Source organism: Novosphingobium profundi, from assembly GCF_018491765.1.
GTDB lineage: Bacteria > Pseudomonadota > Alphaproteobacteria > Sphingomonadales > Sphingomonadaceae > Novosphingobium > Novosphingobium profundi.
In genome coordinates, this window is record NZ_JABWCU010000003.1 from 316,097 (window position 1) to 338,233 (window position 22,137).

At 65.6% G+C, this 22,137-nt stretch carries 17 protein-coding genes; 10 read left to right on the forward strand and 7 right to left on the reverse strand.

Going from position 1 to position 22,137, the window contains the following annotated elements:
• The first annotated feature begins 8 nt into the window (after positions 1 to 8).
• From HT136_RS03950 to HT136_RS03960, 3 genes are all read left to right on the forward strand, one after another.
• Positions 9 to 1,220: a saccharopine dehydrogenase family protein gene (locus HT136_RS03950; RefSeq protein WP_214198056.1), complete on the forward strand. Its 1,212-nt coding sequence runs from the start codon at positions 9 to 11 to the stop codon at positions 1,218 to 1,220.
• Between the two features lie 77 nt (positions 1,221 to 1,297).
• Positions 1,298 to 2,500 carry a carboxynorspermidine decarboxylase gene (locus tag HT136_RS03955; RefSeq protein WP_214198058.1) on the forward strand — a complete coding sequence of 401 codons (1,203 nt, stop codon included), beginning with the start codon at positions 1,298 to 1,300 and terminating at the stop codon, positions 2,498 to 2,500.
• Between the two features lie 396 nt (positions 2,501 to 2,896).
• On the forward strand, positions 2,897 to 4,126 hold the full coding sequence (locus HT136_RS03960; RefSeq protein WP_214198060.1) for a type III PLP-dependent enzyme: 1,230 nt from the start codon (positions 2,897 to 2,899) through the stop codon (positions 4,124 to 4,126).
• A gap of 414 nt (positions 4,127 to 4,540) precedes the next feature.
• On the opposite strand, the gene HT136_RS03965 is transcribed toward HT136_RS03960, so the two are convergent.
• From HT136_RS03965 to murI, 3 genes are all read right to left on the reverse strand, one after another.
• Positions 4,541 to 5,647, reverse strand: a complete 1,107-nt coding sequence (locus HT136_RS03965) for an NADH:flavin oxidoreductase/NADH oxidase (protein WP_214198392.1) — start codon at positions 5,645 to 5,647, stop codon at positions 4,541 to 4,543.
• 196 nt (positions 5,648 to 5,843) lie between these two features.
• Positions 5,844 to 7,058, reverse strand: a complete 1,215-nt coding sequence (gene hemA, locus HT136_RS03970; protein ID WP_214198062.1) for a 5-aminolevulinate synthase — start codon at positions 7,056 to 7,058, stop codon at positions 5,844 to 5,846.
• A gap of 329 nt (positions 7,059 to 7,387) precedes the next feature.
• Positions 7,388 to 8,242, reverse strand: a complete 855-nt coding sequence (murI, locus tag HT136_RS03975) for a glutamate racemase (protein ID WP_214198063.1) — start codon at positions 8,240 to 8,242, stop codon at positions 7,388 to 7,390.
• A gap of 146 nt (positions 8,243 to 8,388) precedes the next feature.
• Here murI and plsY point away from each other — a divergent pair, with 146 nt between their 5' ends.
• From plsY to HT136_RS03995, 4 genes are all read left to right on the forward strand, one after another.
• Complete coding sequence (gene plsY, locus HT136_RS03980; protein ID WP_214198065.1) at positions 8,389 to 8,970, forward strand: glycerol-3-phosphate 1-O-acyltransferase PlsY; 582 nt, start codon at positions 8,389 to 8,391, stop codon at positions 8,968 to 8,970.
• 19 nt (positions 8,971 to 8,989) lie between these two features.
• Positions 8,990 to 10,126 (forward strand): DNA-processing protein DprA, encoded by a 1,137-nt coding sequence (dprA, locus tag HT136_RS03985; protein WP_214198067.1) that lies wholly within the window; start codon positions 8,990 to 8,992, stop codon positions 10,124 to 10,126.
• Positions 10,127 to 10,267: 141 nt separating this feature from the next.
• Positions 10,268 to 12,928 carry a type I DNA topoisomerase gene (topA, locus tag HT136_RS03990; protein ID WP_214198069.1) on the forward strand — a complete coding sequence of 887 codons (2,661 nt, stop codon included), beginning with the start codon at positions 10,268 to 10,270 and terminating at the stop codon, positions 12,926 to 12,928.
• A gap of 204 nt (positions 12,929 to 13,132) precedes the next feature.
• The gene (locus tag HT136_RS03995) at positions 13,133 to 13,312 is read left to right on the forward strand and encodes a hypothetical protein (RefSeq protein WP_214198071.1); all 180 of its coding nucleotides are present in this window, start codon (positions 13,133 to 13,135) and stop codon (positions 13,310 to 13,312) included.
• A gap of 57 nt (positions 13,313 to 13,369) precedes the next feature.
• Here the strand turns inward: HT136_RS03995 and HT136_RS04000 are convergent, their stop codons facing one another.
• From HT136_RS04000 to lepB, 4 genes are read right to left on the reverse strand one after another with little or no spacing between them, the layout of a single operon-like run.
• On the reverse strand, positions 13,370 to 14,422 hold the full coding sequence (locus HT136_RS04000) for an SGNH/GDSL hydrolase family protein (RefSeq protein ID WP_214198073.1): 1,053 nt from the start codon (positions 14,420 to 14,422) through the stop codon (positions 13,370 to 13,372).
• 40 nt (positions 14,423 to 14,462) lie between these two features.
• Positions 14,463 to 15,386: a GTPase Era gene (era, locus tag HT136_RS04005; protein ID WP_214198074.1), complete on the reverse strand. Its 924-nt coding sequence runs from the start codon at positions 15,384 to 15,386 to the stop codon at positions 14,463 to 14,465.
• Positions 15,383 to 16,051 (reverse strand): ribonuclease III, encoded by a 669-nt coding sequence (gene rnc, locus HT136_RS04010; RefSeq protein WP_246543324.1) that lies wholly within the window; start codon positions 16,049 to 16,051, stop codon positions 15,383 to 15,385. The genes era and rnc overlap by 4 nt, the downstream gene beginning before the upstream one ends.
• Before the next feature lie 2 nt (positions 16,052 to 16,053).
• A complete protein-coding gene (gene lepB, locus HT136_RS04015) occupies positions 16,054 to 16,944 on the reverse strand; it encodes a signal peptidase I (protein WP_214198076.1) in 891 nt (296 codons plus the stop codon).
• A gap of 198 nt (positions 16,945 to 17,142) precedes the next feature.
• On the opposite strand from lepB, the gene pgi reads away from it, so the two are divergent.
• The 3 genes from pgi (at position 17,143) to HT136_RS04030 (ending at position 22,080) form a co-directional block, all read left to right on the forward strand.
• Positions 17,143 to 18,663: a glucose-6-phosphate isomerase gene (pgi, locus tag HT136_RS04020; RefSeq protein WP_214198078.1), complete on the forward strand. Its 1,521-nt coding sequence runs from the start codon at positions 17,143 to 17,145 to the stop codon at positions 18,661 to 18,663.
• Positions 18,664 to 18,885: 222 nt separating this feature from the next.
• Positions 18,886 to 20,232: a glutathione-disulfide reductase gene (gene gorA / locus HT136_RS04025; RefSeq protein ID WP_214198087.1), complete on the forward strand. Its 1,347-nt coding sequence runs from the start codon at positions 18,886 to 18,888 to the stop codon at positions 20,230 to 20,232.
• A gap of 321 nt (positions 20,233 to 20,553) precedes the next feature.
• Positions 20,554 to 22,080, forward strand: coding sequence for an acyl-CoA carboxylase subunit beta (locus HT136_RS04030; protein ID WP_214198088.1), 1,527 nt, complete (start codon positions 20,554 to 20,556; stop codon positions 22,078 to 22,080).
• The last annotated feature ends 57 nt before the right edge of the window (positions 22,081 to 22,137 follow it).

A 22,137-nucleotide genomic window follows, 5' to 3' on the forward strand; every position in this document is an offset into this window, starting at 1 on the left:
ACGAATTGGTGAGCAAGGTTCTGGTGATCGGCGCGGGCGGCGTCGGCTCGGTCGCGGTCCACAAGATGGCCATGAATCCGGATATCTTCAGCGATATCCATCTCGCCAGCCGCACGGTTTCGAAGTGCGAGGCGATTGGCGAATCGGTCAAGCAGCGTACCGGCGTCACGATCAGCACTTATGCGATCGATGCCGACGACGTGGCGGCGACTTCGGCCCTTATCCGCGAGATCGGCCCCGAACTCGTCGTCAACCTGGCGCTGCCCTACCAGGATCTCGCGATCATGGACGCCTGCCTGGCGACCGGCGTCAACTACATGGACACCGCGAACTACGAGCCCAAGGACGTGGCCAAGTTCGAATACCACTGGCAGTGGGCCTATCAGGAGCGCTTCAAGGAAGCGGGCCTCACCGCGCTGCTGGGTTCGGGCTTCGACCCGGGCGTCACCAGCGTCTTTGCGATGTGGCTCAAGAAGCACAAGTTGAAGACCATCCGCCTGCTCGACATCCTCGACTGCAACGGCGGCGACCATGGCCAGGCCTTCGCGACCAACTTCAACCCGGAAATCAACATCCGCGAAGTCACCGCGCCCGCGCGCCACTGGGAGAACGGCCAGTTCGTCGAGACCCCGGCGATGTCGAACAAGCAGGCGTTCGACTTCGAGCAGGTCGGCCCCAAGAACATGTACATGATGTACCACGAGGAGCTGGAAAGCCTTGCCAAGTTCCTGCCCGAGATGGAACGCGGCCGCTTCTGGATGACCTTTGGCGACGAGTACATCAAGCACCTCACCGTGCTGCAGAACGTGGGCATGACCCGCATCGACCCGGTCATCTACAACGGTGTCGAGATCATTCCGCTCCAGTTCCTCAAGGCCGTCCTGCCCGAACCCAGCTCGCTGGGGGCGACGACCAAGGGCAAGACCAATATCGGCGACATCGCGACCGGCGAAGCGCTCGACGGTTCGGGTGAGAAGACGTTCTACATCAAGAACATCTGCGACCACGAAGAATGCTACGAGGAAACCGGCAACCAGGCCGTCTCCTACACGACCGGCGTGCCCGCGATGGTCGGCGCGGCCATGCTGCTGACCAAGAAGTGGGAAGGGGCTGGCGTGTTCAACATGGAGCAGTTCGACCCCGATCCGTTCCTGGCGATGCTGGGCGATCAGGGCCTGCCCTGGACCGTCGAGGAGCTCGCCGAACCGCTTGCGTTCTAAGCTGTTCGAGGCAATTGCCAGACTGTAACGATCACCCCCGCCTTTGCGGGGGTGATGCTTTGTAGGTGTTGAGGAATATGGAAACCAGGGCCGGTGATCCGGGCGCCTTTGCCGACTTCGACCTGTCGCGCGTCGACAGCCCGGCCTTCGTGGTCGATGCCGCGAAGCTGAGGTCCAATCTCCAGATCCTGCAGGACGTGGGCGAGCGTTCGGGGGCCAAGGTGCTCTCGGCGCTGAAAGCCTTCTCGATGTGGTCGACCGCGCCGATCGTGGGCGAGTACCTCGACGGGGTGTGCACCTCGGGGCTGTGGGAGGCGCGGCTGGCGTCCGAGTTCTACGACGGCGAGATCGCGACTTATTGCGCGGCCTACAAGCCCGACGAACTCGACGAGATCTTGCGCCTTTCGGACCACGTGATCTTCAATTCGCCCCAGCAGATCGTGCGCTGCTCGGCGATCCTCGAGGCGGCGCGCGCGCGCGGCGAGACGTTCGACATCGGCCTGCGCATCAATCCGATGCACCCCGAGGGCGAAGTTCCCAAGTACGACCCCTCCGCGCCGCATTCGCGCCTTGGCTTCCCGATCGATCAGCTCGAGGAAGCGCACATCGAGATGGTTGACGGCATCCACTTCCACAACTTGTGCGAGCAGGATTTCGGCCCGCTCGAACGCACCTGGGACAAGGTGTTCGACTATCTCGAGCCCTATTTCGGCCAGCTCAAGTGGATCAACCTCGGCGGCGGGCACCACATTACCCGCGCCGACTACGAACGTGAGGAGCTGATTACCTTCCTCTCCGACATGGCCGAGGACACGGGCGCGGAAATCTACATCGAGCCGGGCGAGGCGGTCGCGCTCGATGCCGGGATACTCGTGGGCACGGTGCTCGACATCGGCTGGAACGGCATGCCCGTGGCCGTCGTCGACGTGTCGGCCACCTGCCACATGCCCGACGTAATCGAAGCGCCCTATCGCCCGGCGATGCTGGGCGAGCGGCCACTCGCCGAGGCGGGCATGGTCGACGAGGGAGAGGGCGGTGCGGTGCGCCTGGGTGGGCCCTCGTGCCTCGCAGGCGACGTGATCGGCGACTACCGGTTCCCCGAAAATCCGCAGCCGGGCACGCGTTTCGCGTTCCTCGACCAGGCTCATTACTCGATGGTCAAGACGACGACCTTCAACGGCGTGCCCTTGCCCTCGATCTGGCTGTGGGATTCCGAGACGGACTCGCTCGAATGCATTCGCCGCTTCGACTACGAGGATTTTCGCGACCGTCTGAGTTGAGCTTTGGTTGAAACGCGGGCGCGGGCTTGTTAGGCGCGCCGGCGTTCGGCTTGTCCCGCACGGCGTCCCGTTGAGCGGGGCCTATGCGAATCGCACGGATCGAGTCGTTAAGTCGCGTGTTTTATCCAGGTGGTAGAAACGCATTTCATGCGCTTGCGAGCTGGCTCAGGCCTGCTTCGAGCGGCTTAATCAAGGCTCTGGAAACGAAAGGAAAAATTCGGATCGCAGGCAGGGTTTCGCATGTCGCGCCCTAGCCGTGTGACGGTTTTGTGAAATCAGTGGTTTTTCACTTGCAGTTCAGCGCATCCGTCTTATATCCGCCCCTCGCTGCCCCATGGGGACTTCCAAACCGCAAGGCAGCTTTGTCGCTAACAATTTTGCTGGGGGTCCCTTGAATTGCTCCAACATCTTGACGCACCGGCCGTAGCGCGCGAACTCGCGCCCGACGAACCCGTTATCCTGAACCGTCCGCATGCTGCGGCGCGTGCAGCCCGATTCTTCGCCACGAAGTTTCCGGGCAAGTCGCTCTACGCGGTCAAGGCCAATCCTTCGCCGGATCTGATCCAGATCCTGTGGGACAACGGGATCACGCATTACGATGTCGCCTCGATTACCGAGGTGCGCATGGTGCGGGCAACGCTTCCTGATGCAACGCTGTGTTTCATGCACCCGGTCAAGACCGCGAGCGCGATCCGCGAGGCGTACTTCCAGCATGGCGTGCGGACCTTCAGCCTGGACACCCAGGAAGAGGTCGACAAGATCGTGGCGGCGACCACCGACGTCAATGGCAACCCGGCCAAGGACCTGCGCCTGTGCGTGCGTCTGCGTGTCTCCTCGGAGTATTCCGAGTTGAGTCTGGCCTCCAAGTTCGGTGTCGATCTCGTCGACGCCGGCACGCTCCTTCAGTCGACCCGTCAGGTCGCCGACTGGCTTGGCGTATGCTTCCACGTGGGCAGCCAGGCGATGACGCCGTTTGCCTACGTCCAGGCGCTCGAGCGTGCGCGCGCCGCGATTGCGGATGCGGGCGTGGTCATCGACATGATCGACGTGGGCGGAGGCTTTCCCTCGTGCTACCCGGGCATGGAGCCGCCGCCGCTCGAGGACTACTTCGCGATCATCCACCGCCACTTCGAGGCGCTGCCGATCGCCTATAACGCGGAGCTTTGGTGCGAACCGGGCCGCGCGCTGTCGGCCGAGTACAACTCGCTGATCGTCAAGGTCGAGAAGCGCCGCGGCGACGAGCTCTACATCAATGACGGGGCTTACGGCGCGCTTTACGACGCCGCGCACGTCGCCTGGCGGTTCCCGGTGCGGCACATCCCGCGCGACATGGACAACGACAACGCGGCGATCGACGCGGCGGAGCTGGAGTCCTTCTCGTTCTACGGCCCGACTTGCGACGATGCGGACTTCATGGAAGGCCCCTTCATGCTACCCCCGGGCATCAAGGCGGGTGACTGGATCGAAGTGGGCATGCTGGGCGCCTATGGTGCGGCGATGAAGACGGCCTTCAACGGTTTTGGCGGCGCCGAAGTCGTCGTCGTGACCGACGAGCCGATGGCCAGCCTCTACACCGGCGATCGCGCCGACCCGCGGGTTTCGGACAACGTTGTCTCGCTGCGCTGAACCCTTAGCGATGGCAAGAATGAAAAAGACCCCCGCAAGCGCGCTTGCGGGGGTCTTTTCGTAGCGTTCAGCGCACCAGGACGATCGATCCGTACCCGGACGTCGCCAGGCATCCTCGACCTGCTCCAGGGGGGCGATGTCGAGCGGAATGGTCCACCCTTCCTGCGCGGCCGCGCCAAACAGCACGCCGATCGAATGGAGCAGCCGGTCCATGGCGATGCTGCCAAAGCCACTGCCCATCAGCGAGGTCGTGTTCGAGCGCAGTACAGCACCGGGTAGCGCGATCTCGGGACCGGCCATCGTGCCGACTGGATCGATGGCGAGTTCGACGACCTCGTGCGGCTCATGGCCAAGCTGGGCCGGACGCTGCGCGAGGGCGGCGAACCGGGACGCCAGTGAGGATAGGCCCTCGCCTCAATCGGCGGAGGCGAAAAGGTCCTTGTAGGCGCGAGGCTGGCAGCGCAGGTATTGCGGGGAAGCGTTGACCTGCGCGCCGAGCGCGGCGGCCGCGTGCCAGGGCCAGCGCGGATCGTAGAGCACCGTACGGGCAAGGGCGATCATGTCGGCATCGCCGGTGGCGACGATCGCCTCGGCCTGTTCGGGCTGCGTGATCAGGCCGACCGCGATGACCGGTACGCCGATGGCGGCGCGGATCGCGCGGGCCAGCGGAACCTGGTAGCTCGGACCGACCGGGATCGCCTGGTCGACATGCAGTCCGCCCGAGGAGACATGCATGGCCGCGACCCCGCGCTTTTCCAGTTCGCGCGAAAAGGCGATCGATTGCTCGACGTCCCAGCCGCCCTCGACCCAGTCGGTGCCCGAGATGCGCACGGTGACGGGCTTCTCGGCGGGAAAGGCGGCGCGCACCGCGTCGTAGACCTCGAGGGGAAAGCGCATGCGGTTTTCCAGGCTGCCGCCGTACTGGTCGGTTCGGGTGTTCGAGAGGGGCGAAAGGAACTGGTGCAGCAGGTAGCCGTGCGCGGCGTGGATCTGGATCGAGTCGATACCCAGGCGCGCCGCGCGGTGTGCGGCCGCGCCGAAGGCGTCGCGGATTCGGGCGAGGCCGGGACTGTCGAGCGCGACGGGCGGGTTCTCGCCTGCTGCGAAGGGAATGTCCGAGGCCGAGACGGTCTGCCAGCCGTTGGGCTGGTGCGGTGCGATCTGCGCGCCGTCGTTCTCCCAGGGTTTGGCGGTGCTCGCTTTGCGTCCGGCATGGGCGAGCTGGAGGACGACCGGCATGTCCGACCAGCGCCGGGCCGATTCCAGTACGCGCGCCATGGCGGCTTCGGTGGCATCATCCCAAAGGCCGACGTCCCCGTAGGTGATGCGGCCCTCGGGCGTGACCGAGGTCGCCTCGATGGTGAAGGCGCCTGCGCCCGACTGCATCAACTGGCCCACGTGCATCGCATGCCAGTCGGTCATGCAGCCCTGTTCGGCCGAGTACTGGCACATCGGGGCGATGACGATGCGGTTGGCGAGGGTCAGATCACCCAGCGTGATCGGTTCGAACAGTTTGGCCATCATGGCTCCTCTAATCTGAATTCCCGAGGGGAGGGGCCCGAGGGGAGGGGGAGATGCGACCGGAGCGAGGGGGGAGATCGGTCGCGCGAAGCCTAGATGGGGCCTGCGCGGATCAATGTAAGGGGGCGGGCTTCAACGAAAACGACCCGTCGTCCCAAGGACGGCGGGTCGTTTTCGTTCCGGCTCGTGCGAAGGCTCAGGCGGCCTTGCGCATCTCCAGCCGTTCCCAGATCTCGACGAGGGCCTTGGTGAGGTCGTCCATCATCGCTTCGGTATGCGTGGGCCCCGGCGTGAAGCGCAGGCGCTCCTTGCCGCGCGGAACGGTCGGGAAATTGATCGGCTGCACGTAGGCGCCGTATTCGGCGAGCAGGATGTCGCTGATCTTCTTGGCCTTGACCGGATCGCCGACCATCAGCGGCACGATGTGCGTGGTCGAGTTCATGACCGGCAGGCCCGCTTCGCGGAACTTGGCCTTGAGCATTGAGGCCGACTTCTGCTGCGCCTCGCGCTCGACGTTCGAGCTCTTGAGGTGCTTGACCGAGGCGAGCACGCCCGCGACCAGAACCGGCGAGAGCGAGGTCGTGAAGATGAAGCCGGGCGCGTAGGAGCGGATGCAGTCGATGACCTTCTGGTCGGCGGCGATGTAGCCGCCCATGACGCCGAAAGCCTTGCCCAGCGTGCCTTCGATGATGTCGATGCGGTCGGCCGCCTCGTCACGATCCGAGATGCCGCCGCCGCGCGGGCCGTACATGCCGACGGCGTGTACTTCGTCGATGTAGGTCAGCGCGTTGTACTTTTCCGCAAGATCGCAGATCTCGTGGATCGGGGCGATGTCGGCGTCCATCGAATAGACCGATTCGAACGCGATCAGCTTGGGCACCGCGGGATCGGTCTCGGCCAGCAGTTCCTCGAGATGTTCGAGGTCGTTGTGGCGGAAGATCTTCTTCTCGCAGCCCGAATTGCGGATGCCCGCGATCATCGAGGCGTGGTTGAGTTCGTCCGAGAAGATCACGCAGCCGGGCAGGAGCTTGGCCAGCGTGGAGAGCGTGGCGTCATTCGAGACGTAGCCCGAGGTGAAGATCAGCGCGCCTTCCTTGCCGTGCAGGTCGGCCAGCTCGCGCTCGAGCTCGATGTGGTAATGGGTGTTGCCACCGATGTTGCGCGTGCCGCCCGAACCCGCGCCCACGTCGTGCAGCGCCTCTTCCATGGCCTCGATCACCTTGGGGTGCTGGCCCATCGAGAGATAGTCGTTCGAGCACCATACGGTGATCGGCTTGGGGCCGTTGTGGCCGGCAAAGCAGCGCGCATTGGGATAGGCGCCCTTGTTGCGCAGGATATCGATGAAGACGCGATAGCGACCTTCGGAATGGAGGCGGTCGATCGCCTGGTCGAAAATCTGATCGTAGTTCACGAAAGCCTTGTCCTGCTCTACGCCGTCATGCCTTTTGCTTTGCGCCGGCTTAGTCTTCGCCCTTATCCGCCTTCCGGTCCATTCCTTTTCGAAACGTCCCAGAGAAAGACGCACTCTACCCCGTACCGCGGGCCAATACATTATCCCTTGGTCCATGACCAGAACGTTGTCCCGTTTAGACTGATCGGTTTTGCAGGGAAGTGGACGCCTTGTCCTATCCGAAAAAACCTATCCGATGCCGGAGCCTATCGCCGCGATGGGCGCCGCGCACATTGATCGCCATCAAGAAATGCAAGGGTTTGCGCCGAAAGGGGCGCGCACGTGCGGTCTCAGAAGCGCTCGATCGCCTCGAGGCCGAAGCGGGTGAGCGCGCCGCGGTAGGCATCGGCGAACGAGGGATCGCCTGTGAACAGAGCGCGGTCGGGCGCGGTGCGTGCGAAGGGCTGGCCCTCGAGCAGGCGCGCGACCTGCCGCGCGATCCCCTGTGCGCCATGGACGAAGCCTACGCCCGGGCCGAAGGCCTCGGCAAGTTCGTCCTCGAGCAGCGGGAAATGCGTGCAGGCGAGCACGACGGTGTCGATGCGCGCGCCCTCGGGCATGGCGCGAAGGGCGTTTACCGCTTCGGCGATGGCGGCCGGATCGACCCTTTCGCCGCGCAGCTTGGCTTCGGCGGCGCCGACGAGGCCGGGCGCGCCATAGCGTAGCAGGCGCTGGTCGGCCGCGAATTCACGCTCGAGCCGGTCGACGTAACCCTGCCGGATCGTTGCCTGGGTTCCGAGCAGGCCGATCACGCCGCTTTGAGTAAGTGCAGCGGCGGGCTTGATTGCGGGGACGGTGCCCACGATCGGGGTCTCGAGCACATCGCGCACCATGCCCAGCGCGATCGTCGAGGCGGTGTTGCAGGCGATGCAGATGAGGCGCGGGCGAAAGCGTTCGGCCATGCGCCCGAGCAGCCCGGCGACGCGCGCGGCGACCTGCGCTTCGGTCTTGGTGCCATAGGGCAGGCCGGCGGTGTCGGCCGCGTAGAGGATCGGGGCGTCGGGGAGCAGGCGGCGCACTTCCTCGAGCACGGTCAGACCGCCCACGCCCGAATCGAACAAGAGCACGGGCGCACCCGCGTCGATGACCGGAGCCGGCGCCACCGGGGGACTGTCTGTCTGCGCTTCGAGTATCTCGGTTGCCATTGCCTTGCCCTGTACGTCCTTCCTGTTAGCCGCTTTGGGCCCTGGCAAGCAACGCACGAAGCGGCAACTGGTCGCGCGCGGCAGGCAACATGACCATGCAACGAGATATCTTCGCCTCGCGCCACAAACGGGCTATGGGCCGGGCCATGGATTGGATTCTCGCTCTATTCGTCGGCTACGGCTTCGGTTCGGTGCCCTTCGGTCTTCTGCTCACCCAGCTTGCGGGGATGGAGGATCTGCGCGGCATCGGCTCGGGCAACATCGGGGCGACCAACGTTCTGCGCACCGGCAACAAGAAGCTCGCCGCGGCGACGCTCCTGCTCGACCTCGGCAAGGGCTTCGCGGCGGTCTCGATGACCGCGGCGCTGTGGCCGCAGTGGACCTGGCTCACCGCGCTCGCGGTCTTCGTGGGGCACTGCTTTCCGGTCTGGCTGAAGTTCAAGGGCGGCAAGGGCGTGGCGACGACGGCGGGGATTGCCTTCGCCTATGCCTGGCCGATCGGTCTTGCCTACGCGGTGGCCTGGATCGGCCTCCTGGCGGTGGTGCGGATTTCCTCGGTCGCGGGAATGAGCGCGGCGGTGATCGCGCCGCTCGTCGCGTTGGCGCTGGGCCAAAGTGAAGCCGCAATGGTGCTGGGGGTTATTGCGCTTGTCGTGCTCTTCCAGCATCGTGCCAACATCGCCCGCCTGGTTGCCGGAACCGAGCCGAAGGTGGGCGCGAAGAAATAGACGGATCCAGCGGGGGCGAATGGACGAGGCGAGAGGGGTATGTGGCGAGAGGCGTGATCTCGCACCGGACGAGGCCTTCGCGCGGGTCCGGCTTTTGCGATCGCCCAATGTCGGTCCGGTCGCCTACCGCCTCTTGCTGGCCCGGTACGGGACCGCCAGCGCCGCGCTCGAGGCGCTACCGGGCCTCGTCAACCGTTCGGGCAAGCCTTACGGGGTGGCCTCGGCCAAGCATGTTCACGCCGAAACCAGCCGGATGCGCCACGTCGGTGCGCGCTATCTCTTTCACGATTTTCCCGATTATCCGCCCTTGCTCACGCATGTCAGCGGGGCTCCGCCGATCCTGACTTACCGGGGGGACCTGGCGATCTTGCACCGGCCCTGCGTCGCGCTTGTCGGGGCGCGCAACGCCTCGGCCGCCGCAATCCGCCTTGCCCGCGATTTCGCCTATGGTCTGGCCCAGGAGGGCTACACGATCGTCTCGGGCCTGGCGCGCGGGATCGACGGGGCGGCGCACCAGGGCGCGCTCGCGGCGGGCGGGGCGACCGTGGGGGTCATCGCCAGCGGCATCGACCTGGCCTATCCCCCCGAGCATGCCGATCTCCACGCCGAAATTGCCGAGAAAGGCCTGCTTCTGGCCGAGCAACCGGTCGGCACCGAACCGCTCGCGCGGCATTTCCCCACGCGCAACCGCATCATTGCGGGCCTCAGTGCAGGGACGCTGGTGGTGGAGGCAGCGCCCCGGTCCGGCTCGCTCATCACCGCCCGGCTGGCGGGAGAGATGGGCCGGGAGGTCATGGCGATTCCCGGCTCCCCGCTCGACCCACGCGCGCATGGCTGCAATGGCCTCATCCGCGAAGGCGCGGTTCTGGTGCAATCGGTCGCGGACGTGATCGAACTGCTCACCGCCTTCGACGGCACGCCCCGCTCGACTTTCCGCGAGGAGGCCGAGGATTGGGCTTGTGCCGAGGAAGGCGAGCTGGCGGAGCGCGCGCCGGAGGACATCGCGCAGCTTCTCACCACCGCGCCGGTGAGCGTCGACGAACTCATCCGGCAGACGGGTGCCCGCACTTCGGCGGTGCAACTGGCGCTGCTCGAGCTCGAACTGGCGGGGCGGCTGGTGCGCCACGCGGGCGGGCGGGTCAGCCTGTCGGGCTGAGGCGGGGCGCCGAGACGCTGCCACGGCCCTGTCATTGTTTGGTGCTTGACGAACCCCTCCAGTGATTCCCACCCTATGCGTACACACATACACGTGTATGTGCATGCGCACGCACGTGAGGGGCATACTAGAAAGTCTGAAATGCAGCTTGTTATCGTCGAGTCACCCGCCAAGGCCAAAACCATCGAGAAATATCTCGGCAAGGATTACAAGGTGCTCGCCAGTTATGGCCACGTCCGCGACCTGCCGCCCAAGGACGGCTCGGTTCGTCCGGACGAGGGTTTCGAGATGGACTGGGAGCTCTACGGCGACAAGCAGAAGCAGGTCCGCGCGATCACCGATGCGGCCAAGGAAGCCGACCGTCTGATTCTCGCGACTGACCCTGATCGCGAAGGCGAGGCCATCTCCTGGCACGTTCTGGAACTGCTCAAGAAGCGCCGCGCCCTGCCCAAGGAGGTCGAGCGCGTCACCTTCAACGCGATCACCAAGGCCACCGTGACCAAGGCGATGCAGGAGCCGCGCGAGCTCGACCAGGACCTGATCGACGCCTACCTTGCGCGCCGCGCACTGGACTACCTGTTCGGTTTCACGCTCTCGCCGGTGCTCTGGCGCAAGCTGCCCGGCGCCAAGTCGGCGGGCCGCGTGCAGTCGGTCGCGCTGCGCCTGATCGTTGATCGCGAGCGCGAGATCGAGGCGTTCAAGCCGCAGGAGTACTGGTCGGTCGCCGCCCTCATGGCGCACGACGGCACCGACTTTACCGCCAAGCTGGTGCAGTTCGAGGGCAACAAGCTCGATCGCCTGTCGCTTGGCGACGAGGGCATCGCGATGCGCGCCAAGGCCGCGGTCGAGAGCGGGGCCTTCAAGGTCGAGGGCGTCGAGACCAAGCCGCACCGCCGCAACCCGCAGCCCCCGTTCACCACCTCGACGCTCCAGCAGGAGGCCGCGCGCAAGCTCGGCTTCTCGGCCAGCCAGACGATGCGCGTGGCCCAGGGGCTCTACGAGCAGGGCGCGATCACCTACATGCGTACCGACGGCGTGCAGATGGACCCGAGCGCGATTTCGGAGTGCCGCAAGGCGATCACCGACCGCTTTGACGGCCATTTCCTGCCTGAAAAGCCGCGCCACTACGAGACCAAGGCGAAGAACGCGCAGGAAGCCCACGAGGCCATCCGCCCGACCGACTTCACCAAGGACAGCGCCGGTTCGGGCGATGCGGCGCGTCTCTACGACCTCATCTTCAAGCGCGCGATGGCCAGCCAGATGGCCTCGGCCCAGCTCGAACGCACCACCGTCACCCTGCGCGACGGCACCGGCCGCAACGAGCTGCGCGCCTCGGGCCAGGTGGTCAAGTTCCCGGGCTTCCTTGCGGTCTACGAGGAAGGGCAGGACAATAAGTCGGAGGACGACGATTCGGGCCTGCTCCCGTTCATGAAGGCGGGCGACATGCCCGCCAAGAAGAGCGTTTCGGCCGAGCAGCACTTCACCCAGCCGCCGCCGCGCTTCTCCGAAGCCAGCCTCGTCAAGCGCCTGGAGGAACTGGGCATCGGGCGCCCCTCGACTTACGCCGCGACGATCCAGGTGCTCAAGGATCGCGCCTACGTGCGCACCGAGAAGAACCGCTTCTTCGCCGAGGAAACGGGCCGTCTGCTCACCTCCTTCCTCGAGCGCTTCTTCGAGCGCTACGTCGCCTACGACTTCACGGCGGGCATGGAGGACGAGCTCGACGACGTTTCGGGCGGTCGCCAGGAATGGAAGGAGCTGCTCGAGGCCTTCTGGCGCGACTTCAAGCCCAAGTCCGACGAAGTCATGGAGAAGAAGCCTTCGGAAGTGACCGAGGCGCTCGACGAGTTCCTCTCCGATTACCTCTTCCCGCCCAAGGACGACGGCTCCGACCCGCGCCAGTGCCCCAAGTGCGGCGAGGGCCGGCTGTCGCTGCGTGGTGGGCGCTACGGCGCCTTCATCGCCTGCTCGAACTATCCCGAGTGCAAGTTCACCCGCAAGTTCGCGCAGCCCGGCGGCAGCGGCGAGGAAGCCGACGACCAGGAGCTGGGCAAGCATCCCGAGACGGGCGAGGAGATCGTGCGCAAGGTCGGTCGCTTCGGGCCCTACATCCAGCTGGGTGAGGGCAAGGAGGCCAAGCGCGCCTCGATCCCCAAGGACATCGAGGAGCTTGATCTCGACTGGGCGGTCAAGCTGCTGGGCTTGCCGCGCACGGTCGGTACGCACCCCGAGACCGGCGAAGAAATCGTCGCCAATATCGGACGTTACGGGCCTTATCTCCTGCACAATGGCAAGTACGGCAAGCTCAAGAGCACCGCCGACGTGTTCGAGACGGGCATGAACGCGGCGGTCTCGATCCTTGCCGAGGCGGCGGCGGGTCGTGGCGGTGCGCGTGCCAAGGCCGAGCCGATCAAGGTGCTGGGCAAGCACCCCACCAGCGAAGGCGAGATGAAGGTCATGGCCGGGCGCTTCGGGCCTTACGTGACCGACGGCACCTACAACGCCACGCTTCCGCGCGACGCCAAGCCCGAGGATCTCACCGACGCCGAGGCGATCGCGCTGATCGACGCCAAGGCCGCCAAGGGCCCGCCCAAGGGCAAGAAGAAGGCCGCGCCCAAGAAGAAGGCGCCCGCCAAGAAGGCTGCGGCCAAGGACGGTGAGGCGAAGCCCGCGGCCAAGAAGGCGCCTGCCAAGAAGGCGCCTGCCAAGAAGGCCGCCGCGAAGAAGGCTCCGGCCAAGAAGGCTTCGGACAAGGTGGAAACCGCGCCGGTCACCGACCTCGACGACGATCTTCCCTGGTAAGCCGGGGCACTCGCCGGAACCGCGCATCTCGTTTGCGCGGTTTCGTCGCGGGCGGGAGTTGACGTGGGGCGCCGAGCTCTCACTGCGGCGGAATTGGCCGCGACATCAGAAGGACCCGCAAGGACGCAAACGGATGATCGCTGGGCTTGGCGTAGCCGTCGTCAAGCTTCGTTTTGCGGTTCTGGGCAAAGAGAAGGAAATGCCATGAGCGAGAAGATCGCCAAGCACAAGCAACCCTGGAAGCCGGAAGAACTCCAGAAACTCCAGACCCTTGCAGGCAAGGGCAAGGGGCTGAAGGAAATCGCCAAGGCGCTCAACCGGACCGAGGAATCGACCAAGGACGCCGCGCGCCAGCACGGCTTCTCGATCGCCAAGGCCCGCTGAGTAACGATCCGCAATAGGATGCCGAGGCGCGCCGTGGTGCGGGCCTCGGCATGTTTGTCATCGGCGCAGCGGCGTCGAGAGTTCCGAACCGCTGCCCGCCTGCGGCAGGTCCTCATAGCGGGGCGGGTTGATTTCCTTGACCCCGCTGTTGACCAGCCACCACGAGATGTCCTGCGCGGTCGCGCGCATGCCGGCCAGGTTGAGGTGCCATTGCAGGCCCAGGCTGCCGTCGTAGCCGGCCGGTGATCCGATCATCCACGGCTCGGCATCGCACGGGGTGTGGTTGGCCGAAGCGATGTTCATTTCCACGACCAGTACGCCGCGCTCGCGCGCGACCTTGTCGGTGATCTCGGCGAGGCGCTTGCCGATCGTGCGCACGATCGCCGCGTTCTGCGGGCTGACCGGGGTCGCCTCACACAGCTTGCCTTCGGGCGGCAGCGGGGTGAGGTACTGCACCAGCACGATCCGTGCGCGCGGTGCCTGCGTGCGGATGCGGCGGATGATCTCGTTCATCTGCAATTCGACGCGAGCATAGTCCACGTTCTGCGGCACGCGCACCGCATTGCACACGCGCGGCTTGGTTCCGGCGGGGGCCGTCGCGTTGCGGTAGTGGCAGGTGGCCGAGAACAGGTTGCCGACGTAGGCGATGTCGTTGCCGCCGATCGTGATCGTCACCAGCCGCGTCTGCGGGGTCACGCTGTTGATCTGCGGCTCGATCTCCTTCCAGGGCCCAAGCACGTTGTTGGTGGTGGCGCCCGAGCAGGTGCGGTCGGTCAGGATCATGCCGAAGCGTTCGGCCACCAGCGTGGGATAGTTGTTCATGCTCTGCCCGCAGCGCGGCGGGGCGCCGAGCTTGGCCGGGCGCAGCAGCGGCCCCGCCGCGAACGAGGAGCCGATCGCGACGTAGCGCTCGCCCTGGAGGCTGACCGGTTCCGGCGGGGCCACGTTGACGATTGGCGCGGAGGCCGGCTCGGCGGGTGCCTGCGTGGTGCGGGCGGGAAGTGCCTTCTGGTCCTGGGTGCGGGCCAGTGCTTCGGCGCCCAGTGCCAGGCAGCCACCCAGCAGCAGCGCGGAAACCGCCAGGCGGCCCGCGCGTATCTTGAATTTCATCGTGCCCCCTTGGTGGTGGTGGTGGTCGGACCGGCCGGGTCTAGCGAACCCAGTCGAGTCCAATCTCTTCATAGATGTCGCGCGCCTCGGCCCAGTTCTCTTCCACCTTTACATGCAGGAAAAGGTGGACCTTCTGGCCCAGGATCTCGGACAACTCCTTGCGCGCGGCCTCGCCGATCGCCTTGATCTTGGCGCCGCGCTTGCCCAGCACGATGGCGCGCTGGCCGTCGCGCGCGACGACGATCTGCTGGCGGATCTCGACCGATCCGTCCTTGCGCTGGACATAGGCCTCGGGGCGCACCGCGCTGTCGTAGGGCAGCTCCTCGTGGAGCTGGCGGTAGAGCTGTTCGCGCGTGACCTCGCAGGCGAGCAGGCGCTCGCTGGCGTCGGAAACCTGGTCCTCGGGATAATGCCAGGGGCCTACTGGCATCAGGCTGGCGAGGTGACGCTTGAGTTCAGGCACGCCGTCGCCGGTCAGCGCGGAGACGAAGTAGACTTCCTCGAAGGAGACGGCCGCGGTGAGTTCCTCGGCCAGCTTGAGCAGCGGCTCCTTGGCGCAGGCATCGACCTTGTTGAGGACGAGCAGCTTGCGCTCGGACCGATCCTTGAGCGTTTCGAGCAGCGGCTGGAGTTCGTGGCGGCGCTGCTTGATCGGGTCGACCACGAGCAGGATGGCGTCAGCCTCCTGCGCGCCTTCCCAGGCGGCGGCGACCATCGCGCGGTCGAGCCGGCGCTTGGGCGCGAAGATGCCGGGCGTGTCGGCGAGGATGATCTGCACCGTATCCTCGAGCGCGATGCCCATGAGGCGCGCGCGGGTGGTCTGCGCCTTGGCCGAGGTGATCGCCACCTTCTGCCCGACGAGCGCGTTGACGAGCGTCGACTTGCCCGCGTTGGGCGCACCGATGACGGCGACGAGGCCGCACTTCTCCGCCTGGGTGTCCGAACCGGCTTGCGGGCTCGTCATGCAAATTTCCTCATGAATTCCTCGGCGGCGAGGGTTTCGGCTTCCTGCTTGGAATTCGCCGTGGCCTGCGCGCGCCCTACGTTGTGAATAGCGACCTCGACGGTAAATTGCGAGGCGTGATCGGGGCCGGAGCGGTCGACGAGCTTGTATTCGGGCATCCGCCGACGGTTGCCCGCGGCCCATTCCTGGAGCGCGGACTTGGGATGCTTGCGCTGGCCGGTCTTGCCCTCGAGCGTCGTTGCCCAGAGCCGCCGGACCATCTTCTGGGCCGCCTCGAAGCCGTGGACGAGGAAGCAGGCGCCGATCAGCGCTTCCATCACGTCGCCCAGGATGTTCTCGCTGTCCGCGCCGCCATCGTCGCGTGCCTGCTTGCCCAGCACCATGTGGGGGCCGAGGCCGATCGCCCGCGCAATGCTGGCGCAGGTCGCCCGGCTGACCAGCGCGTTGAGGCGCTGCGAGAGGCGGCCTTCGGCCTCGCCGCTGTGCTGGTAGAGCCATTCGGCCACAGAAAGGCCAAGCACGCGGTCGCCCAGGAACTCGAGGCGTTCGTAGTTGCGCTTCTCGCCGGTGCTGCCGTGGGTGAGGGCGGCCAGCCAGATCGTCTCGTCGCCGAGCGGCTGGCCGATGACGGGCTCGAGAAAGGCGCGGGTCGTCTCGCTAAGCAAGGTCAGAACGTCCCGCCGATCCGGTTCCAGCGCGCGGCGGTGAACCAGGTCCAGGGCAGCAGCCACTTGGCCGAGCCATCGGTGGAGAACATCATCAGCGCGGCCTTGCCCACCAGGTTGCCCTGGGGAACGATGCCGATGCCGCCACCCTCGATTGCCGGGAAACGGCTGTCGAGCGAATTGTCGCGGTTGTCGCCCATCAGGAACATGTGCCCCTCGGGCACGATGTAGACGCCGGTGTTGTCCTTTTCGCGGGTGCCCAGGTCGAGCACGTTGTAGCTCACGCCGTTGGGCAGCGTCTCGCGGAACTGGGGGTAGCGGCAGGCGTCGGTGCCGTCCTTGCGGGTGATCTCGAACTCGGGGTCGACGCAAGGCAGGCGCATCTCGGCCTTGGCGGCGTCGATCATGTTCTGCGTGACGGGCAGGATGAAGTCGTTGACCTTCACCTTGGGAATGGGCTTGCCGTTGAGGATGACCTGGCCGTTGACCATCTGGATCTCGTCGCCGGGCAGGCCGATGACGCGCTTGATGTAGTCGAGGTCGTTGCCCGGAGGGGCCTTGAAGATCACGACGTCGCCACGCTTGGGTTCGCTGGCGAAGAGGCGGCCGGGGATCAGCGGCGCGCTGAACGGCAGCGAGTACTTCGAATAGCCATAGGACCACTTCGAGGCGAACAGGTAGTCGCCGATGAGGAGGCGCGGCAGCATCGATTCGCTGGGAATGTTGAACGGCGAAATGATGAAGCTGCGCAGCACCACGACGCCCAGCAGCAGCCAGAACAGGAAGGCGAAGAAATTTTCGTCCTTCTTGGGCTTGGCGCCTGCGGCGGGAGAAGGGGTTTGCGGCGCCGCCTGGGGGGCCGTTTTGTCGGGAACGCTCTCGATTTCGCTCATGCCCGACCCATGTTGCGCAAGGGCCCAAAGGTCAAGCGAATTGCCGATGAAGCGCAAACTTGTGCCGACCGGGGGGCTGGGGCGAACGAGCCCGGCAGGCACGCGCGAAGGGCGTGCACAGGTCATGGAAACGTCTTGGTTTTCGCCCATGCAGCACCCATAAGGCGGAGCAATTGCGCCGTTAACGAGGAGATTGGCATGGCTGACGCGATCTGGGACAAGCTGAAGGGCCTTGAAAAGCCGAGCCTTGTCGAGCTGTTCGAGGGCGATCCGGCGCGTCTGGACGCGCTCTCCACCCGCTTCGAACTGGGCGAGGAAGAGACGCTGGGCGAGATTCGATTCGACTGGTCGAAGACGCATCTCGACGCCGCGCACATCGCCGCCTTCGAAGAACTGGCCGCAGCGATGGACTTCGACGCGCGGCGCGCGGCGCTGTTCGCGGGCGAGATCGTCAATCCCACCGAGGGCCGCGCCGCCGAGCATACCGCGCAGCGCGGCGTGGGTAAGGCCGAGAGCGTCGAACTCGCGCTCGATTACCACCACAAGACCGCCGCGATCGTCGAGGCGATCCTGCGCGGCGCGATGGGCGAGGTGAAGCACCTCATCCACGTTGGCATCGGCGGCTCGGCGCTGGGTCCGGCGCTCGCGGTCGATGCGCTCGCCGACGAAGGTTCGCTGGTCGACGTGCACGTGGTCTCGAACATCGATGGCGTCGCGCTCGAGCGCGCGCTCAAGGCCTGTGATCCGCAGACCACGATGCTCGCGATCGCGTCGAAGACCTTCACCACGATCGAGACGATGACCAACGCCGAGAGCGTGATGAACTGGCTGCGCGAAAACGAGGTCGAGGATCCCTACGGCCGTGTCGTCGCGCTGACCGCCGCGCCCGAAAAGGCGGTTGAATGGGGCGTCGACGAGACGCGCATCCTGCCGTTCTCGGAAAGCGTGGGCGGGCGTTACTCGCTGTGGTCCTCGATCGGCTTTCCGGTGGCGATGGCGCTGGGCTGGCCCGACTTCGCCGAGTTCCTGGCGGGCGCCGCCGCGATGGACGAGCATTTCCGCGACACCGACGGTGCGGCCAACCTGCCGCTGCGCGCGGCCTTTGCCGACCAGTACTACACGCGTCTGCGCGGCTGCCAGACCCGCGCGGTCTTCGCCTACGACCAGCGCCTCGCGCTGCTGCCCGACTATCTCCAGCAGCTGGAGATGGAATCGAACGGCAAGAGCGTGAAGGCCGATGGTACGCCTGTCGATGGGCCGACCGCGCCGATCACCTGGGGTGGGGTGGGCACCGATGCCCAGCACGCGGTGTTCCAGCTGCTCCACCAGGGTACCAACCTCGTGCCGGTCGACTTCATCGCCTGTGTGGCGCCGGGCGACGACCTTGCCGAGGCGCACCACCGCATCCTTTTGTCCAATTGCTTCGCGCAAGGCGCCGCGCTCATGGCGGGCAAGGCGAGCGAGGATCCCGCGCGCGCCTATCCGGGCGACCGCCCCTCGGCGACGATCCTGCTCGACGACCTGACGCCGGCCACGTTCGGCGCGCTCGTCGCCTTCCACGAGCACCGCACGTTTGCCAACGCCGTGCTCATGGGGATCAACCCGTTCGACCAGTTCGGCGTCGAGCTGGGCAAGGCGATCGCCAAGCAGATCGAGCAGGGCGGCACGCGCTTCGACCCCTCGACCGAAGCGCTGCTGGCCCAGGCCGGGATCGCTTGATCCGGCCCCCTTCGGCCCTGCCGGGGGCCTTGGGATGACGTGCGCGTTCGAGGGGGCGACCCCTCGAACGCCACATTGGCGCTCGCTTCGCTCTTGCATGCCCTAGATTGTTTGCTAGGCAAACAATCGGTGCGCGCTTGTCAGGCGCAGTCCCGCCGCCCCATATGCACGGGGCAACCCGTTTTCACGAAGCAAGGCCCTGGTGCCGGGAGCTTACAGTTCATGTCCGAATTCGATTACGACCTCTTCACCATCGGCGCCGGTTCGGGCGGTGTGCGCGCGAGCCGCGTGGCGGCCGCGCACGGCGCGCGCGTGGCGGTGGCCGAGGAGTTCCGGGTCGGCGGGACCTGCGTGATCCGCGGCTGCGTGCCCAAGAAGATGCTCGTCTACGGCGCCCATTTCGCCGAGGACCTGGAGGATGCGAAGCATTTCGGCTGGGAGATCGGCGAGGCGAAGTTCGACTGGGTCAAGCTGCGCGACAACGTCCTGGGCGACATCGATCGTCTGAACGGGCTCTACACGCAGACCCTCGAAAACAACAAGGTGACGATCTACCACGAGCGCGCCACGATCACCGGCCCGAACGAGGTCACGCTCTCGAGCGGCGAGGTGAAGACGGCCAGGGTCATCCTGATCGCGACAGGTGCGCGCCCCTTCGTGCCGGGCTTCGAGGGCCACGAGTACGGCATCACCTCGAATGAGGCGTTCCATCTCGACGCCATTCCGGGCCGCGTGCTGATCGCGGGCGGCGGCTATATCGCCAACGAGTTCGCCGGAATCTTCAACGAGTTCGGCGGCAAGGTCACGATCATGAACCGCTCGGACCAGATCCTGCGCGGTTACGACGAAGCGCTGCGCGACCGTCTCCTGCAGATCTCGCTCGCCAAGGGCATCGAGTTCCGCTTCGGCGCCGAGTTCGAGAAGATCGAGCCGAACACCGACGGTTCGCTCAAGGTGTTCATGACCAACCACGAGCCGATGGACGTCGATTGCGTGCTCTACGCCACGGGCCGCGTTCCCAATGTCGAGGGGCTCGGGCTTGAGGACGTGGGCGTGAAGACCAACAAACGCGGTGCGATCGCCGTGGACGACTACAATCGGACCAGCGTGGAAAGCATCTACGCGGTGGGCGATGTCACCGACCGGATCCAGCTCACACCGGTGGCCATCCGCGAAGGGCAGGCTTTCGCCGACACCGTCTTCGCCGACAAGCCCTCGACAGTGGACTATTCCTGCGTGCCTTCGGCGGTGTTCAGCCATCCGCCGATCGCTTCGGTGGGCCTTACCGAAGCGCAGGCCACCGAGCAGTTCGGCACCTGCAAGGTATACACCAGCGATTTCCGCCCGATGAAGAACGCGCTCGCGCATCGCAATGAGCGCGCGCTCTACAAGATGGTCTGCGAGGCCGAGACCGGCCGCGTGCTGGGCCTGCATATGATCGGCCCGGATTCGCCCGAGATCATCCAGGTCGCGGCCGTCGCGGTGAAGGCAGGGCTGACCAAGGCCGATTTCGACGCGACCGTTGCGGTCCACCCGACGATGTCGGAGGAACTGGTTCTGCTCAAATAAGAGCTGTCCACCATTGCACGCCATGCAAGGGCAGGGGGAAACTCCTGCCCTTTTTCTTTGGGCGTCCCAAACGTTCCACGCTGCCCATTGCAACGCATGCAAGCGCGGCGATCTTCGCGCCGCTCGCCTGTCGGATATCGCGTGCCGGATATTGTCGGAGTAGCTGGCCTGTTCGGTTTAACCGAGCGATTAAAACTGTTGACCTGAGCGTCTTGACCTGCCTTAGCACGCTCAGAACAATTTCTGCTCGAACCACCATGGATCGTATCCAGCGGCTGCGCGCCGCCATGGTCGCGGTCCAGGACTGCCAAGGGAAGTCGGATGTCAGCCAATATTGCCGAACTGGAGAAGCGTCGCGCAGCAGCCAAGATGGGCGGTGGTCAACGGCGCATCGATGCGCAGCACGCCAAGGGCAAGCTGACCGCGCGCGAACGTCTTGAGGTTCTGCTCGATGAGGACAGCTTCGAGGAGATGGACCTCTACGTCGAGCACGACTGCATCGACTTCGGCATGGAAGAACAGAAGATCCCGGGCGACGGCGTGGTGACCGGCTCGGGCACGATCAACGGCCGGCTTGTCTACGTCTTCAGCCAGGACTTCACCGTGTTTGGCGGCTCGCTCTCGGCGCGCCACGCGCAGAAGATCTGCAAGGTGATGGACGCCGCGCTCAAGGTTGGCGCGCCGGTTATCGGGCTCAATGATTCGGGCGGTGCGCGCATTCAGGAAGGCGTCGCTTCGCTGGGCGGCTATGCCGACGTGTTCCAGAAGAACGTGCTGGCCTCGGGCGTCGTGCCGCAGCTCTCGCTGATCATGGGGCCTTGCGCGGGCGGCGCGGTCTACAGCCCCGCGATGACCGACTTCATCTTCATGGTGAAGGATTCGTCGTACATGTTCGTGACCGGCCCCGACGTGGTGAAGACCGTCACCAACGAGGTCGTCACGCAAGAGGAACTGGGCGGCGCGATCACGCATTCGTCCAAGACCTCGGTCTCCGACCTCGCGCTCGAGAACGACATCGAGGCGCTGCTCGCCGCGCGCGATTTCATCGACTTCCTGCCCGCCTCGAACCGCGACGAAGTGCCCGAGCGCCCCAATTCGGATCCCTGGGACCGGATGGAGCACAGCCTCGACACGATCATCCCGCCCTCGGCCAACCAGCCCTACGACATGCACGAGGTGATCCGTAAGGTCCTCGACGAGGGCGATTTCTTCGAGGTGCAGCCGCTTCACGCCGGCAACATCCTGTGCGGCTTCGGGCGCGTCGAGGGGCGGACCGTGGGTGTCGTCGCCAACCAGCCGATGGTCCTGGCGGGTGTGCTCGACATCAACAGCTCGAAGAAGGCGGCGCGCTTCGTGCGTTTCTGCGATGCCTTCAACATCCCGATCCTGACCTTCGTCGACGTGCCGGGCTTCCTTCCGGGCACCGACCAGGAGCACAACGGCATCATCAAGCATGGCGCCAAGCTGCTCTTCGCCTATGGCGAGGCGACCGTGCCCAAGATCACCGTGATCACCCGCAAGGCCTATGGCGGCGCCTACGACGTCATGGCGTCCAAGCACTTGCGCGGTGACCTCAACTACGCCTGGCCCACCGCCGAGATCGCGGTCATGGGCGCCAAGGGCGCGGTGGAGATCATCTTCCGCGGGCTCGACCCCGAGGGCATCGCGGCCAAGACCAAGGAATACGAGGACCGCTTCGCGAATCCCTTCGTCGCGGCCAGCCGCGGCTTCATCGACGAAGTCATCTATCCGCACTCGACCCGCAAGCGGATCGCGCTGGGCCTCAGGAAGCTGCGCAACAAGTCGATCGAAAACCCCTGGAAGAAGCACGACAACATTCCGCTCTGACGCGGACATTCCCGGCCCTGGCAGATCGGCGAGGAGGAGCGCCGGCGCCGGGGCCGG

Bases quoted from the DNA above. Each gene is read 5' to 3' on its own strand.
- HT136_RS03955 (WP_214198058.1), top strand. From the start codon at position 1,298: ATGGAAACCAGGGCCGGTGATCCGGGCGCCTTTGCCGACTTCGACCTG.
- HT136_RS03965 (WP_214198392.1), bottom strand. From the start codon at position 5,647: ATGGCCAAACTGTTCGAACCGATCACGCTGGGTGATCTGACCCTCGCC.
- murI (WP_214198063.1), bottom strand. From the start codon at position 8,242: ATGGCAACCGAGATACTCGAAGCGCAGACAGACAGTCCCCCGGTGGCG.
- plsY (WP_214198065.1), top strand. From the start codon at position 8,389: ATGGATTGGATTCTCGCTCTATTCGTCGGCTACGGCTTCGGTTCGGTG.
- dprA (WP_214198067.1), top strand. From the start codon at position 8,990: ATGGACGAGGCGAGAGGGGTATGTGGCGAGAGGCGTGATCTCGCACCG.
- topA (WP_214198069.1), top strand. From the start codon at position 10,268: ATGCAGCTTGTTATCGTCGAGTCACCCGCCAAGGCCAAAACCATCGAG.
- HT136_RS03995 (WP_214198071.1), top strand. From the start codon at position 13,133: ATGAGCGAGAAGATCGCCAAGCACAAGCAACCCTGGAAGCCGGAAGAA.
- HT136_RS04000 (WP_214198073.1), bottom strand. From the start codon at position 14,422: ATGAAATTCAAGATACGCGCGGGCCGCCTGGCGGTTTCCGCGCTGCTG.
- era (WP_214198074.1), bottom strand. From the start codon at position 15,386: ATGACGAGCCCGCAAGCCGGTTCGGACACCCAGGCGGAGAAGTGCGGC.
- lepB (WP_214198076.1), bottom strand. From the start codon at position 16,944: ATGAGCGAAATCGAGAGCGTTCCCGACAAAACGGCCCCCCAGGCGGCG.
- pgi (WP_214198078.1), top strand. From the start codon at position 17,143: ATGGCTGACGCGATCTGGGACAAGCTGAAGGGCCTTGAAAAGCCGAGC.
- gorA (WP_214198087.1), top strand. From the start codon at position 18,886: ATGTCCGAATTCGATTACGACCTCTTCACCATCGGCGCCGGTTCGGGC.
- HT136_RS04030 (WP_214198088.1), top strand. From the start codon at position 20,554: ATGTCAGCCAATATTGCCGAACTGGAGAAGCGTCGCGCAGCAGCCAAG.